The 15,275-nt window shown below is 48.0% G+C and carries 14 protein-coding genes; 4 read left to right on the top strand and 10 right to left on the bottom strand.

Annotated features, from left to right (window positions below):
• From HGH91_RS00625 to HGH91_RS00615, 3 genes are all read right to left on the bottom strand, one after another.
• Entirely contained in the window at positions 1-2,136 is a 2,136-nt protein-coding gene (locus HGH91_RS00625; protein ID WP_168736538.1) for an alpha-L-fucosidase, read from the bottom strand.
• Between the two features lie 108 nt (positions 2,137-2,244).
• A complete protein-coding gene (tsaD, locus tag HGH91_RS00620) occupies positions 2,245-3,240 on the bottom strand; it encodes a tRNA (adenosine(37)-N6)-threonylcarbamoyltransferase complex transferase subunit TsaD (protein ID WP_168736537.1) in 996 nt (331 codons plus the stop codon).
• Between the two features lie 77 nt (positions 3,241-3,317).
• The gene (locus HGH91_RS00615) at positions 3,318-4,571 is read right to left on the bottom strand and encodes an ABC transporter permease (RefSeq protein WP_168736536.1); all 1,254 of its coding nucleotides are present in this window, start codon (positions 4,569-4,571) and stop codon (positions 3,318-3,320) included.
• Between the two features lie 102 nt (positions 4,572-4,673).
• On the opposite strand from HGH91_RS00615, the gene HGH91_RS00610 reads away from it, so the two are divergent.
• On the top strand, positions 4,674-6,257 hold the full coding sequence (locus tag HGH91_RS00610; protein ID WP_168736535.1) for a peptide chain release factor 3: 1,584 nt from the start codon (positions 4,674-4,676) through the stop codon (positions 6,255-6,257).
• A gap of 70 nt (positions 6,258-6,327) precedes the next feature.
• On the opposite strand, the gene HGH91_RS00605 is transcribed toward HGH91_RS00610, so the two are convergent.
• The 3 genes from HGH91_RS00605 to HGH91_RS00595 all read right to left on the bottom strand — a co-directional run bounded on the left by HGH91_RS00605 (position 6,328) and on the right by HGH91_RS00595 (position 9,155).
• On the bottom strand, positions 6,328-6,828 hold the full coding sequence (locus tag HGH91_RS00605) for a DUF6265 family protein (RefSeq protein ID WP_168736534.1): 501 nt from the start codon (positions 6,826-6,828) through the stop codon (positions 6,328-6,330).
• Positions 6,800-8,722 carry a menaquinone biosynthesis decarboxylase gene (locus tag HGH91_RS00600; RefSeq protein WP_168736533.1) on the bottom strand — a complete coding sequence of 641 codons (1,923 nt, stop codon included), beginning with the start codon at positions 8,720-8,722 and terminating at the stop codon, positions 6,800-6,802. The genes HGH91_RS00605 and HGH91_RS00600 overlap by 29 nt, the downstream gene beginning before the upstream one ends.
• A 106-nt stretch (positions 8,723-8,828) precedes the next feature.
• Complete coding sequence (locus tag HGH91_RS00595; protein ID WP_168736532.1) at positions 8,829-9,155, bottom strand: hypothetical protein; 327 nt, start codon at positions 9,153-9,155, stop codon at positions 8,829-8,831.
• A gap of 46 nt (positions 9,156-9,201) precedes the next feature.
• Here HGH91_RS00595 and HGH91_RS00590 point away from each other — a divergent pair, with 46 nt between their 5' ends.
• Positions 9,202-9,375, top strand: coding sequence for a hypothetical protein (locus HGH91_RS00590; RefSeq protein ID WP_168736531.1), 174 nt, complete (start codon positions 9,202-9,204; stop codon positions 9,373-9,375).
• A 386-nt stretch (positions 9,376-9,761) separates the two neighbouring features.
• Here HGH91_RS00590 and HGH91_RS00585 read toward each other — a convergent pair whose 3' ends face one another.
• The 3 genes from HGH91_RS00585 to HGH91_RS00575 form a co-directional block, all read right to left on the bottom strand.
• Entirely contained in the window at positions 9,762-10,637 is an 876-nt protein-coding gene (locus tag HGH91_RS00585) for a DUF6089 family protein (protein ID WP_168736530.1), read from the bottom strand.
• A 175-nt stretch (positions 10,638-10,812) separates the two neighbouring features.
• Entirely contained in the window at positions 10,813-11,160 is a 348-nt protein-coding gene (locus tag HGH91_RS00580) for a DsrE family protein (RefSeq protein WP_168736529.1), read from the bottom strand.
• A 56-nt stretch (positions 11,161-11,216) separates the two neighbouring features.
• On the bottom strand, positions 11,217-11,456 hold the full coding sequence (locus HGH91_RS00575; protein ID WP_168736528.1) for a hypothetical protein: 240 nt from the start codon (positions 11,454-11,456) through the stop codon (positions 11,217-11,219).
• 437 nt (positions 11,457-11,893) lie between these two features.
• On the opposite strand from HGH91_RS00575, the gene HGH91_RS00570 reads away from it, so the two are divergent.
• Entirely contained in the window at positions 11,894-12,814 is a 921-nt protein-coding gene (locus tag HGH91_RS00570) for a helix-turn-helix transcriptional regulator (RefSeq protein WP_168736527.1), read from the top strand.
• Positions 12,815-12,894: 80 nt separating this feature from the next.
• Here the strand turns inward: HGH91_RS00570 and HGH91_RS00565 are convergent, their stop codons facing one another.
• A complete protein-coding gene (locus HGH91_RS00565; protein WP_168736526.1) occupies positions 12,895-13,980 on the bottom strand; it encodes a family 20 glycosylhydrolase in 1,086 nt (361 codons plus the stop codon).
• A 141-nt stretch (positions 13,981-14,121) separates the two neighbouring features.
• Between HGH91_RS00565 and HGH91_RS00560 the strand changes: the two genes are divergently transcribed.
• Positions 14,122-15,225 carry an AI-2E family transporter gene (locus HGH91_RS00560; RefSeq protein WP_168736525.1) on the top strand — a complete coding sequence of 368 codons (1,104 nt, stop codon included), beginning with the start codon at positions 14,122-14,124 and terminating at the stop codon, positions 15,223-15,225.
• Positions 15,226-15,275 lie beyond the last annotated feature (50 nt).

The following is a 15,275-nucleotide window of genomic DNA, read 5'->3' as shown; positions in this document are numbered from 1 at the left end:
TTATTTTGAATCAATCAACAGCGACAGGTTCGGCATACGCAAATTACGATGCACCGATACCGGGTTCGCCTCTCTTACTTCACAGATTTCTACCTTGCCATTTCCCTTCACCTGCACATCCAATGGCTGCACATACATTACCTGTGGTACATTGCGACGGATAGCTACTTCCGACTGTTTGGCAAAACGGCTGTAAGCCTTTACCAGCAGCTGGTTTTTGCCTTCCTTCAGCGACAACAATACCACTTCATTGGCTACGCCTCCCCTTTCCGGGTTGTTATGCAATACCTGCTCTTCCCCGTTTAAATATACCGCAATTCCATCTCCACTGGTAAAACCTACCAAGTAGTTACCCGCTTTGGCAGCAGTGATTTCCTGCAATACATATTTGGCAATACTCCTATCTCCGTCAAAGGTGATGAGGGCATCATTTTTCCAGTCAGGCTGCAGCGTCCAGGGTTGACTGTCGTGGTTGGGCCATGGTTTGGAAGGATCTATCTGTTTTATATCTCCATGTACACCGTTTATACCAGACCAGAAAGGCCCGGCGCTGTACATTGGTCCCCACTGTAAATTGGATGCATCAGACTGCAGTGGCTGAGCAGTACCGCCGTCCAGCAATACCTGGCGGGTATTGCCATTTAGCGTCAGCTCTATACTGCGGCCTTTCTCCGCATCGCTGTATAACAATTTCAATGCGGCCGGCCTGCTGGCGGTAAACGTCCAGGAATCGCCTACCTGGCTGCGGTAGTAACTTTCATAATCGACACCGGAAAAACTGTACAGCGGAACAGCATTGTACCGGTCCAGTCGACGGGCGTTCGACAACAAATGCAGCGGAGTGATATGCACACCTTCTTTACAGGTCAACGCCAGTACTTCAATATCTTTATCCTTTAACTGGAAGCCTGCCGGTAGTTGGATATATGTGTTACCATTTTTGCTGCTGATCCTGGCGGCTATTTTCTTATTCTCTCCCAACAAAGTTACCTGGCTTATTTTACTGCTTAAACCTGGTAACAGGATGCTGCCATTTTCGGGGGTTTGCAACAGGTGCAGGTATAGTTTACCTGGTTTGGTGGTGACTTCTCCCCAGGTGAAAGTGGTGTCAAAAGGATTGGCGGAAGCACCGTAAATGGCTTCTCCATTACGTTGCAGCCAGGCGCCGTTTAACAGCAATACCTCTCTTTCAAAATCTACCACCGAGCCATCGCCACGGGGACCGATATTCAACAGGTAGTTACCGCCGCGGCTTACTACTTTAATCAACCCTTCCAGTTTTTCATGCGCCTTGTCAGTTGCTTTACCATGCTGCTGCCAGCTGCGGTAGCCCCAGGTTTCATCATATACGGAAGCAGGCGTTTGCCAGGCCGAAGCGATCTTATAATCGGGGTATTGATTATCTCCCATCACACAAAAATCTCCGGCATCATTACCCAAACGGCCACTCACCATACATCCCGGCTGCAAACGATGTACAATCGCTGCCAGGTCGCGGCTTTGGGCAGCGGTGAGCGAACCCATATCAAACCAGATTTCTGATACCGGCCCGTAGTTGGTCATCAGCTCAGTAACCTGTTTCTTGTTATACTCATGATGCTCGGGGGTAATAGGGTCACTGTTACTACTGGAGATGGGATAGGCCTGTGGGAAATGCCAGTCGATCAGCGAAAAATACATCCCGAATTTCAGGCCGTGCCGCTGACAGGCATCCGATAATTCCTTCAATACATCGCGTTTAAACGGTGTAGCGTCTACCACGTTATAGTCGGTATAGGCAGAATGAAACATGCAAAAACCATCATGGTGCTTGGACGTCATCACCACCGATTTCATGCCGGCAGCTTTTGCCAGCAGTACGATCGAGTCAGCATTCCAATGCTCGGGATGGAACCGTTTAGCTACATCTCCATATACATCGCTGTAAATACCGGCATGCGCCTGAATTTGTTCACTATAGCCCCGGGTTACCGGCTTTCCTTCCCATACGCCTCCCAGCGTGGAATAGATAGCTCCCCAGTGAATAAACATGGAATATTTCTGGTTTCTCCAGTCGGTATGTCCCGTGGATTCCTGTGCGGAGGCCGCCTGGAACGTGGTTACCAGCACCAGTAATGCGATAAAAATTTTCTTCATAGATAAATGTAAACGTTATAGCCAAACCTAAAGCTAAATCGATTCAGGAACTGAAAGGAATAGGATTTTACCCAAAACTGTTAGCATTTAACCGTGGGTACCTTTTTACTAAAATGCAGCTCTCGCAGTAGGTACTGCATCCAGGCCCACGAAATCGCCCGCCAGGTACTTGTAATACGCGGTAATGGCAATCATACCGGCATTGTCGGTACAGTATTCAAACTTCGGAATAAAGGTACGCCAGCCATAACGATCCCCATATTCGGCCAGCGCCTGGCGCAGGCCACTATTGGCGCTCACCCCACCGGCAATCGCTACATCGCGGATACCGGTTTCCTCAGCCGCCTTCATCACTTTATTCAATAAGATACTGACAATACGATGCTGTATGGAGGCACAGATATCTGGCATATTCTCCGCAATAAAGGCCGGATCCTGCTGCTGTAAAAAGTACAGGATGGCGGTCTTTAACCCGCTGAAACTGAAGTTCAGTCCCGGAATTTTGGGTTCGGGAAATTTAAACCGGGCCGGGTTACCGGTTTTAGCATATTTATCGATCAACGGGCCGCCGGGATAAGGTAGTCCCAGTATTTTGGCGCTCTTGTCAAAAGCCTCGCCGGCTGCGTCGTCCAGTGTTTCGCCAATGACCCGCATCTTCAACGGACTTTCACACAGCACGATCTGGGTATGTCCACCCGACACCGTTAAACATAAAAAAGGAAAATCAGGTTTGGGATCGTCAATAAAATTAGCCAGCACGTGCGCCTGCATGTGGTGCACGCCTATCAGCGGGATATCCAACGCCATGGCCATCGATTTGGCAAAGCAGCTACCCACCAGCAGCGATCCGATCAGGCCGGGCGACTGGGTAAAAGCAATGGCACTCAGCTCCTCCCGCTTCACGCCTGCTGTTTGCAATGCAATATCCACTACGGGCACTATGTTCTCCTGGTGCGCCCGGGAAGCCAGTTCCGGCACTACCCCGCCATATTGCTCATGTACCTTCTGGTTGGCAATATGATTGGATAACACTTTTCCATCTACAATAACGGCAGCTCCTGTGTCGTCACAGGATGATTCTATGGCTAATATTTTAACGGACATAAGCGGCAAATTTAATAAAAAAAGGCGGGAAAATCCCGCCTGTACACAGCATAACTGCTGCCAATACCTTTAGCTGATCAATTACTCCGTATGGCTACCACCGGATCCAGCTTACTGGCCACCCACGCCGGGATGAAACCCGCCAGCAGACCTACAATCGCTGATACGCTGATGCCAAAAACCGCCGAGCCCGGGGATAATATCATCTCAAAACTACCGGACATATTAATAACTACTGTCAGCAAATACACGAGTAATAGTCCCAGTAATCCCCCGAACAAACACAGACAAACGGCTTCCAGCAGGAACTCCATCAGGATAATCGCCCTGCGCGCGCCAATTGCCTTTTTTAACCCAATAATATTGGTCCGCTCTTTTACGGTTACAAACATAATGTTGGCGATCCCGAAAGCCCCTACAATCAGGGCAAACCCTGCAATCAGGATCCCCCCGCCATTGATAGCCGCAAAAAGAGAGTTGAGGTTCTCATTCGCCGAACTGATCTCATTTAGCGCAAAATCGTCTTCTACGGAAGGTTTCAATCGGTGTGCCGCCCGCATTACCCCTCTCAGCTCATCCTTCAGCTGATCCAGCGACACGGTGGATTTGGCCTTTACCAGGATATATGGATCAGCATACCGGCGCTCATCCACAATGGTACGGGCAAAACGGTAAGGCAGGATAATAGCGTTGTCGTAGCCAATCCCCCCGATCATACTTTCCCCCTTTTTCTTCAACACGCCGATCACTTTCACATCCCTTCCCGCTACCTTCACCATCTTTCCCAGCGCCGCCTCCGCGGAAGGGAATAAACCATCCCAGATGGTATATCCCAGGATGGCCACATTAGCGCCACTATTGCTTTCGCCGTTGGCAAAATAGCGGCCGCCCACTATCTGCAAGGTCTGGATCTGGTCAAAATCATGGGTCACCGCCATCATATTCACCCCATCCATGTAATCGTCGCCATACTCCACTTTCTTGCCGCCCACTTCAAAGTCGAAAGAAGCATAGCTGGCACTCTGGACCTTATCCTGTATAATTTTCAGGTCTTTATACTCAGGCAGGGGGCGGTTCATATATTTCCACCATGCATATTCTCCATTTCCACCCCAGGGCCATTTCTGCAGGTAAATCACATCATCACCCAGGTCGGCCAGGTCTTTCCTGATATTGTGTTCCAGGCTGCCCGTGAGCGTCAGTACGGCGATAATACAGAAGATACCTATGGTTATACCAAACAATGACAAAAAAGAACGCAGCTTGTTAACCCGCAATTCCTGCATCGCCATCTTAAAACTATTCCATAATATTTTAAGGGTCGCTATCATATTTCAAATGTAACAGATTTATGGCCATGAGCGGTGCCAATAAACACGAAATATAGCCGGACAAAAAATTTAGTTACCTTTGCTGCCATTTTTCGGATATATATGAAGTACGCTAACGAAATCAATAAAAGAAAATCCTTTGCTATCATCGCCCACCCGGATGCCGGTAAAACCACGCTGACAGAGAAATTCCTCCTGTTCGGCGGGGCTATTCAAACAGCCGGTGCGGTGAAATCCAATAAGATAAAGAAGCATACCACTTCGGATTTCATGGAAATTGAAAGACAGAGAGGTATCTCCGTGGCCACTTCCGTTATGACCTTCGAATACCGCGATATCCTCGTTAACCTCCTGGATACTCCCGGTCACAAGGACTTTGCTGAAGATACCTACCGTACCCTCACCGCAGTGGACAGCGTGGTACTGGTAATCGACTGCGTAAAAGGAGTGGAAGAACAAACCGAAAGACTGATGGAAGTATGCCGCATGCGCGATACACCTGTCATCATTTTCGTGAATAAAATGGACCGTGATGGTAAGTATCCCTTCGACCTGCTCGATGAACTGGAAGAAAAACTCAGCATCCGCGTAAGACCTCTCAGCTGGCCTATTAACATGGGTAGCGACTTCAAAGGCGTTTACAACCTCTATGATAAAAGCCTGGTAGCTTTCCAGCCCAATAAAAAAGCCACCGACGAGGATGTAGTACCCCTTGAGGATCTCAGCAGCAGCTACGTGGATGGGCATTTCAACGAAAAAGATGCCGCCCAGCTCCGTGGCGACGTAGAGCTCATCGAAGGCGTGTATGATACCTTTAGCCGGGAAGACTACCTCGCCGGTAAACTGGCCCCCGTTTTCTTTGGTAGCGCGGTCAACAACTTCGGGGTAAAAGACCTGCTGGATACCTTCGTAGACATTGCGCCTACCCCTCGCGACCGTACTGCTACTACCCGCGAAGTAAGTGTACAGGAAGATAAGTTCAGCGGATTTGTATTTAAAATACATGCGAACCTCGATCCCCGTCACCGCGACCGTATCGCCTTCCTTCGCGTTTGCTCCGGTAAGTTTGAACGCAACAAATTTTATCACCACGTTCGTTTAGACAAAGACGTTAGATTCAGCAACCCTTACAGCTTCCTCGCCCGTGAGAAAAACATCGTAGATGATGCATTCCCCGGCGATGTGGTGGGCTTATTCGATACAGGCAACTTTAAAATCGGTGATACCCTCACGGAAGGCGAAAACTTCTACATTACCGGTATCCCCAGCTTCTCTCCTGAACTGTTCAAGGAGCTGGTGAACAAGGACCCCATGAAAACCAAACAGCTGGAAAAAGGTATCCGTCAGCTCACAGATGAAGGGGTAGCCCAGTTGTTTACCCAACATGGCGGTAACCGTAAAATTATTGGTTGCGTAGGTGAACTCCAGTTTGAAGTAATCCAGTACCGCCTGCTCCAGGAATATGGCGCGGCCTGCCAGTTTAATACCCTGCCTTTCTATAAGGCCTGCTGGCTCACCGGTCCTAAAAATAAAATCGAAGACTTCATCCGTTTTAAATCCTCCAACATCGTGGAAGATAAAGACGGTCACCTGGTATACCTGGCCCAGTCTGAATGGTACCTGAATACTGAACGTACCAACAACCCGGATATCCAGTTTAACTTCACTTCGGAAATACACAAATAGGAAAACATAAAAAAAGATCGGCGTCCGGGATTCCGGGCGCCGATCTTTTTTATTATGCAATCAGGAATTGCTAGTCTTCCACGATCACGTACTGGAAAATATATTCTTCTATGGTGCCGTCCCTGGTGCCTTCTACGCGGGCATCCAGGTGCCGGGCATCTTTAAAGCGGTAAGTAATTTTACGGGGAAAATCGTTATTGAGGTCTTCTGCTACAAAGCCAATGGGCTTCAGTACCCGGAGCCGTAAACGTATAGGCCTGGCCGTAGGTCCACCTTCATAAACAGGCATAAAACTGATCTCCCCGTTCCTTTGCACCACCTGCATCGATTGCTGTACCGCGCTGTCTTTCCCCACCACGCGCCAGGTTTTACCGCTCCAGGTAGAGTCGTTTATTTTACTCCAACGCTCTACTATCGTGCTTTTGCGGGTAGACATACGCCAGGTGCCTTCCAGCTTGCTGAGCAGCGGAAAATCTGTCGTGCTTACCTGGCTGGCTGCCCGTAGACTGCCGGCCAGTAACAATCCTGCCAGGAGGAGATATTTACTGTTGTACCACCGCTTCTTCGCCATAGATCTGGTGTTTGTATTTAAGAGAAGGCGATGGAAGGAAGGGACCCATGCCCAGTTCCGGCCACTTGGCGTCTACTTTACTGATAGTGGTATCATCTGCTACAATGATATTAGGCCAGTCACGCTCGAAGTTATCCAGCAACCTGGTTTTCAGCGTACCGTCCATGCCGATGCCGCCCACATATTTCCCGGCAACAGCCGACGGCTGGCGTATCACAAAGCTATCACGCTTTGGATCCAGGTTATTGCAGAAGCGCCACAGGGCAGAGGCCAGGTCGCTAACATCCACGGTATGCTCTACATACAATACCATTTTCACGCCTGTCAGCGCCGGTAAAGTATATAGCTGTTCATTCAGTTCGCGGATATGGAAAGGACGGTTCTTTTCCACTGCTACCAGTATACAGGAGATATCCAACGGCAGTAAGCTGCTGTTGATACCCTTTATTTCAGGGAACTGCTGCATAATAGCTGCCGTATCTATTTCCCGGGGCGATGGCGCCTGCAGGAAGGTAGTATCCAGCTCTTCTTCCGATTTCCGGGTACCGTCGATACACATCTTACCGCCGAAGCCCATTTTGGAGCAGGAATGATCCAGCACGTCCATAGGCCCCTGGCTCAGGTAGATATCGGTAGCGGGGTTCAGGTGTTGGAAGACATATTGGGCCAGCTGCTTATAGTCATTGATCTTTGTCCCGTCGTCGGTAACCACCAGGATCTTGTTAAACATCATCTGCCCTGCGCCCCACATGGCGTTCATCACTTTCTGGGCTTGCCCGGCGTAGTCTTTCTTAATCTGGGCAATCACCAGGTTATGAAATACCCCTTCTACCGGCATTTCCATATCTATGATTTCCGGTACCAGCGTCATTTTAATGGGCGCCAGGAAAATGCGTTCTGTGGCCTTTCCTATCCAGGCATCTTCCTGTGGCGGGATACCCACTATGGTAGACGGATATACGGCATCTTTGCGGTGCGTAACTGCCGTTACATGGAACCTGGGGTACCAGTCGGCCAGGGAATAATAGCCGGTATGGTCGCCAAACGGGCCCTCCCATATCAGGTCTTCCGAAGGATCTACATACCCTTCAATCACAAAATCGGCATCGGCAGGAACTTCTATTTCCGGCTGGGTAATGCATTTTACCAGTTCTACTTTTTTCTTGCGGAGAAAGCCTGCCAGCATGTACTCATCCACGTTTTCCGGGAGGGGTGCAGTGGCAGAATAGGTATATACCGGGTCTCCGCCCAGTACCACGGCAACGGGCATACGCTTATTCAGCTTTTTATATTCCATAAAGTGTTTGGCAGATACTTTATGTTTATGCCAGTGCATACCGGTCATATCTTTTTCAAATACCTGCATACGGTACATCCCTACATTGCGGGTGCCGGTCAGCGGGTCTTTGGTATGTATCACGGGAAGCGTAATAAACGGGCCCCCGTCTTTAGGCCAGCAGGTAAGTACAGGCAGCTTGTTCAGGTCGGGGTTGGCCATTACTACTTCCTGACAGCTTCCTTTTCCGCCAATCACTTTGGGCATCCAGGAGGCAAATTGTCCCAGCTTGGGAAGCAGGGCCAGTTTATCCAATATCCCTTCTTTGGGCTTGGATAGCATTTTAAAAAGGTTTTCAATTTCCCCGGCAACATCGTCGAGTTCCTGTACACCCAGGGCCAGGCACATACGCTTATAGCTGCCCATCGCATTGATCAGTACCGGGAAGTCGGTCCCGGTATTTTCGAACAGCAGCGCCTTACCCCCATCGGGCGATTTGCTCACCCGGTCAGTTATTTCTGCTATTTCCAGTCGTGGGTCCACATACGTCTTGATGCGTACCAGCTCATTTGCCTGTTCCAGCGTATCTATAAAGTGTCTGAGATTTTTATATGCCATGATCGATTCGTATTACCAATCAACAAAAGTAACCATCCCGCACCGCAATAAAAAATGCCCCCCACTTAAATAATGGGAGGCATCTCATTTATTCCATTTTCAGTTATCAGTTCACGATGGTAACTCCTGCGTGGAATACGGCTCTGGGCCTGGAGGGGTAATAGCGCGGAGCGGGTACTGGCACCGGTACAGGTACTACAGGGTAGTAAGCGGGTTCGGCATATACCACCCTTCTTCTTGGGCGGTAACACTCATCGTCATCCCAGTCGCGGCGACATTCCCTTCTACGTTCCCATCTGTCATCGTCACGGTCGCATCTTTCGCGCTCCCAGCGGCCATGTCCGCGGCCCCTGTCATGACCCCATCCTCTTTGAGCGGAAGCGGTAAACACTGTACCAGCTATCAGCAGCATCATCAGCATTACTTTTTTCATGTTGTTTGGTTTTTAGTTCAAGATTGGTTGGCAAATAAAAATTGTGATGTTATTTTTTACGAAAGCTGATATAAGTTCAGGTGAGCGCTATTCACAACGTAGGTGGCTCCCGGGTAGCTCACATAGCTATATCGGTGGTAATGCCGATGTGGTCTATAGTGCCTGTGATGATGCCGGCGTGGCGGTCCGGGCGGATGTGGTGGATGCGGCGGATGCCTGAAATGCGGCGGCAACGGCGGATGAGGCGGAACCGGCGGATGCGGGAAATGCCCGGGTACCGGTGGCCTTGGCGGCAGTGGCGGAGCTGGAGGCCTGTGCTGTGCAAAAAGGCTCATGCTACCCACCGTCAATATCACTGAAGCTAAATACAAAAACTTCTTCATGGCACTTTTTTTTTGTTCGCTATAACAGGTCGTTGCACACCAACTTATTTTTCTGCGGCTGTTGATTTCATACTCTCTCCGCGATTTCTGTTAATGCCATCCGCTATAAGCTGGTGGCTGCATTGATACCTGTTTAAACTTCTAAATTCAACAACTATGCCAATAAAAAAATCCCGGCATATGGCCGGGATTATATGGAGACAATAAAAGGTTAAATGCGCTGTTATGGACGCAGTACAGGGCAGCGGGTAGCTTTTTGCTTACCCCATCCGGAACCAGAGCCACTGCCGAGGCGATAGGTAATTGTAAACCCTGAAAAGGCATACCAGTCCTTGTGCTTATCAGAACCGCGGATAGTGCCATCTGCCGGATAAGTACCTGGCGTAGTGCCTTTCCCCGTTACTTCATCGCCGCGATAGGCCATGTCTACAGCTTTCTGGCCACGATAAGTCAGCAACGTGTTTTTATCAACATAATTGGTACTTACATCATCCAGGTAGTCGGTGAGTGTAGGACGCAATCCAATTTCGAATCCGAGCGTCCATTTTTCATTCAGATTGGCTTTAAGACCGGCGCCGAAAGGAAAGGAAACAGTTAAAAGATCGTACGGCTTACGGCTGGGATATTGGGGTAACCCCTGCCCTTCCGTGCCCAGTGGCCGCAGGCGCACCTGGTTGCCCGACTGGTCTTTGGCGGTAGGATCAAAACCAAAGGCGCCTACACCTACAAATACGTAGGGAGTAAAGCCTTTTTCATCCAGGTCAAAAAAGTTGATTTCACCAATCAGGCTTCCTTCAAAAATATTGGTACGGAAACTAAGGTTACGGGCTTTCAATGCGGGCGAGGTGTTGGTACTATCTGCACCTGTAGCGATTCCCCAGGTAAAAGCGCCACGCACGCTGAGATAACGGTTGATATCTTTTCGCACTAACAATCCAAGTGCCGGCCGGGTGTATTTCATATCCACCCGTTGTTGTGTCAGATCTCCGCTGTAATTACTGATGCCTGCAAAAGCGCCCACGTGCCAGTCCTGTGCAAAGCTGAAAAAGGGGATCGCCGTCAACAACAAGAGTATTCCGGTAGATTTTGTGAATTTCAAAGTATAAAAGTTTAAGAGGTTAGTCCGATTTGATTCCATTAAACGCTAATTCTACAATTTTTATTTGCTGCCCGCTTCAATACTTCTCCACATATACCCACAGGGTCTTTAAAAATGTAAAAATAAACTAATAAAGTAATTAACTAATAAACAATTAAAGTAATAAATCGCTAAACTAACATCTGATATAGGCCCAGCCTTCTTGTTGGCGTTTTACCAGGTGAAAGATAGCTGCGGGTACCAGGGATATTCCAGGCAGCAGATCTGTTAATTGCATTTCCCGGCCACGGAGGGTATTGGCACAAACAATAAATAATACGGCCCTTTCCTGCAGTAGCCGGACTTTCTCCGCCAGGGGATTGGCGGCGGGTAACAACAGGTTCCAGGCCTGTCCATGTACTACTACCTCCACATCAAGCGGCGTTTGCTCAATAGCTGCCTGAGTTAGCAGGTTATGGAGCTGCCCTAACATGGATAACTGTACATCGGCATCACCGGACGTAATCTGGAAAACGACTTTCATGGCAACAAACCTACCCAAATATCGGCAAAATGGAAAGTAAAAAGGTGGATGTTCTCTCAGCGATGAGCTGCTTTCTGTTTCTCGTGATAGAGCTCATACTGTACCTCACGGAGCTTTTCCTCCAGCTGATGATTTTTCTTCTTGATTTCGTGCAACTGATACAACAGCGAAGCCTCCTTCTGCTCCTGCCTTACAATATTGATATTGGCAACCTGTAAGGCCCTGAAATGGCGGAACAATAAAGCCCAACCGAGAAACAACAACAGCAACAGGAAAGTAATAATGACAAGTATCATGGTTAAATACAATTATACTACGGGAGCCATGTTATAAATCTTCCAAATGGCGTTGCGATTTCCGCAACTCCATAACAGGATTGATAGGACAAATATGATAAACTCAATAAAATCCGAACTGAAAAACCTGGTTGGAGCTGTTTACATGACGCACTTTTAAAGTTATTCAATCACTTTCAGAACGATTTGTCCATTTCAGCTTTTTTTTTAAAAAAATTGCCCCGGGTGGCAACAAACACCCGCATTCCGTTCAAATACTTTAAAAAAAATATTCATATTATATTGATAATTAATATCTTGAAATGATTTTTAAAATTACATGTTGGAACATCTCAAAAGAGATTAAATTAGATATAATGTTCATGTTGATAAAAGCTGATTTACGATAAAATTTACATGTTCGCATCCGGTGAATTCCTAAAATCCCGTATTATTTTATGGCTTCCCTTATAACCAGAGAACAAATTGAGAATTTTGCCCTACAGGGGCTATCCTATGCAGATGATCATGTAGGCGATCCATTTAGTATTAAAGATGTTTCCGACAGACTGGGTATTTCTTATTCTTATTTCTATCACAACTTCGCGCAGTACATGGGCGAACCCTTCTGGCATTATGTAAAACGCCACCGGCTGGAACTGGCCGCGGGATTGCTCCGGCATAGCGGGTATAATATCGGTGAAATAAGTGACCTGTGCGGATACGCTACTACAGCGGCATTTAGCAAGGCGTTCAAACAACATTTTAAAGAAAGCCCAAAAGATTTCCGGCAAATCATTATTCTTCCCAACGAAAAGAGAACCTTGCAGATAACGGAGTCTATTACGGCCGCTCTTGGCCCCGATGCCTTCAACGGTCTGTTTAACTACGAACGTTGCGAAAAGGTAAAGCTGCCGGACAGCATCCTGTACTACTCTCTCATTTCACGGGGACAAGACCCCGTAGCGGAAATGATTGCCAGGATGACCCAGTACTATAACCTGTTTAAGAAGATGCAGACCTTATACGATCTGCCACAAAGCAGGATTATTACCGGTACACTCGACGCCGTACCAGTGACTAACTATGAGCGGCTATCCATGTTTGCCGGCATACTGATCCCCGTACCGGCCATTGCAGCGCATATACAGTTACAGCAAAACTTCGGCTACCTGATGACTAAAAGATTTACAGGTGGCAACTACCTGAAACTGCCCGTACCCATGGACTTTGCCACCGCCGGTGTGCCGATGTATAATTTCATCAGCATGAACTGTAAGGAAGGCGTATTCAAAATGAGCGGCAATCACTTTTTCATCTCCATGAACGGTCCCAGCAATTCCGAAATATATATACCGCAGCTGAAGAAACATTACTGAGTAAATGGCAAATGGATGTTCCCCGCGATGCCCCCCAGGCTGCGGTACCTCTCTCCGGGAACATCCATTGATTATTTTTCTTACTTCTCAAAAACCGCCCGGAAACAATTGGCGCTGGTATGTTCCAGGTCTTTCTGAGGCTTGCCGGTACCATAAAATTCGGCGAGAAAACTATCGGCATCCGACCACACCGTCTGCATCATTCCCTGGTAACGCGCCTTCATGTCCTTAGTAGCTGTAGCCCTGAAATCATTCATGTCTTTCAGTTGCAACTTCGCATTGGCTGGCATCCGCCAGGGACAGGTAATCACAGACAATCCTTTCATTGCAAAATAGACAGGCGTTTTATCAGGACGCTCATAATGCCAGTCGCAGATCATAATATCTTTTGGCACCAGGTCTACCGCCCTGGCAGTGTTATTCATGCTTGCCTCCCAGGCCCCCAGTCCCGTGGTTTTGCCATCCAGCAGGCGATCGCCCCAAATCCATAACGTACGCTGTTTTCCGGCCAGGTGATTGCGCAGCGTCCATACTTCTCCGGCAAATAATTCTGCCTTATCCCGCCCGCCGCAGCGGGGACACTTCTCTTCACCGATATAAAATACTTCGTCCATACCGGCATGAAAAGCGGTGGATTCAAACACATCACAGATCTCATCTACCAACTCAAATACTATTTTATGAACACCCGGATGCAGCGGGCAATAACTCTTGCAATACAACCCATCTGCATTGGGCCATTCATATTTGGCAGGCATCTTTACCCAGGGCGTTTCATCAAAATCAGGATATATCTTCAGCAAGTTGTTAGTGGTACCTGCCCAGGACTGATGCCCGAGCAAATTAATCTGCGGAATAAGCCGTATCTGGTGTGCGCGGCAGGTCTGTACCACCTGCTTTACTTCTGCTTCCGTTAAGGCGCCCGGGTCGCGCAATTCAGGATGCGACTTGAACTCGTAATTGAAATCCACCCGGAGCACCAGCGTATTGATATGGCGGGGCGCCAGCTCAGTTGCTATAAATTTCAGGAAAGCCGGCAGTCCCGCCGACCGGGGAGCCGCTATACAAAAACCGCGAACAGGCAGCGTGTCGGCTGGTGGCGGTGTTGCAAAAGAAAAGGAAATACTGGCGGCAAACAGCAGGAAAAGGGCAAACAGTTTTTTCATAAGTGATAAAAATTTTTCAGGAATGCAGTAAATTAAGGAATGCCGGGATGTTCTGCAACCATTTGGGCCAAACAAATGTATAATAGCAATTCTAATGTTATACACGTTGATTTTTAATATCTTTGATAAAAGTACGCATCTATGAACGAGGTTAAACTGCCTTTCAGCGCAAGACTCACCTTTACCCTGTTATCCATTATCCTGGTTATTTATGTGGCTCATATCGGTAGTGGTATCATTGTACCCATGATGTTTGCCCTCCTTATCGCCATCATGCTGTTACCTGTAGTCCAATGGCTGGAGAAACGGCGGATACCCAGGGGCATGGCCGCCATACTCGCTGTACTGCTATTTATAATTGTGCTCGTGTTGATCATGATCATGCTGGGTAAACAAATGGAAGCCTTTATTTCGGACTTCCCTACCCTGCAGCAAAAACTATTGTTGGTGGTTAGCTCTACCCAGGACTGGGTAAACGAAAAATTTCATGTTAACTCCAGCGACCAGCTGAGTTATGTGGAGAAGGCGCTGATGGGCACCCTGGGTACCGCTACCAGCTTTATCAGCCAAACGTTCCTGTCGCTGTCTTCCCTGCTGGTATTCATCGTGTTTGTATTCCTGTATGCTTTTTTTATTCTCTTCTACCGGAGGTTACTGGTAAAGTTCCTGATAAAAAATTTCAAGGAAGAACATCGCGGAAAGCTATTGACGGTAATCGGCAGTACCCGCAGTATCATTAAAAGCTATGTAGGTGGATTAATGATAGAAATGGTGATTGTGGCGGTTCTCAACACCGTCCTGTTCCTCATATTCGGTATTAAATATGCCATTTTACTAGGGGTAATGGCGGCCATCTTCAATATTATTCCTTACGTAGGTATACTCTCCGCCGCGATCCTGATTATACTGGTTACGCTGTCAACCGGCGCGCCCATCCAGGCCCTGCAAGCTGGCGTTACCTTGTTCCTGGTGCATATCTTCGACAGCAATGTATTGTTTCCCAGCATTGTAGGCTCCAAAGTGAAAATCAATGCCCTTATTACCATTATAGGCGTGGTATTGGGCAATATGCTCTGGGGCATTCCCGGTATGTTTCTCGCCATTCCTACCATTGCCATCATTAAGATCATTTGTGAGAACATAGAGGAAATGCAGCCATGGGCCATCCTCCTGGGAGATGAAGCCAAAGACAAAAAAGCAAGAAAGATAAAGCAAAAAAACAGCGATGAAAACGCTGCCGGATAAATAAAAAGGCTGCCTTCACGATAAAACGGAAGGCAGCCACACCAATTAAA

Source organism: Chitinophaga eiseniae, from assembly GCF_012641265.1.
Taxonomy (GTDB): Bacteria; Bacteroidota; Bacteroidia; order Chitinophagales; family Chitinophagaceae; genus Chitinophaga; species Chitinophaga eiseniae_A.
Note: the sequence above shows the minus strand (reverse complement) of the source record. Positions and strands in the feature narration are given on the sequence as shown.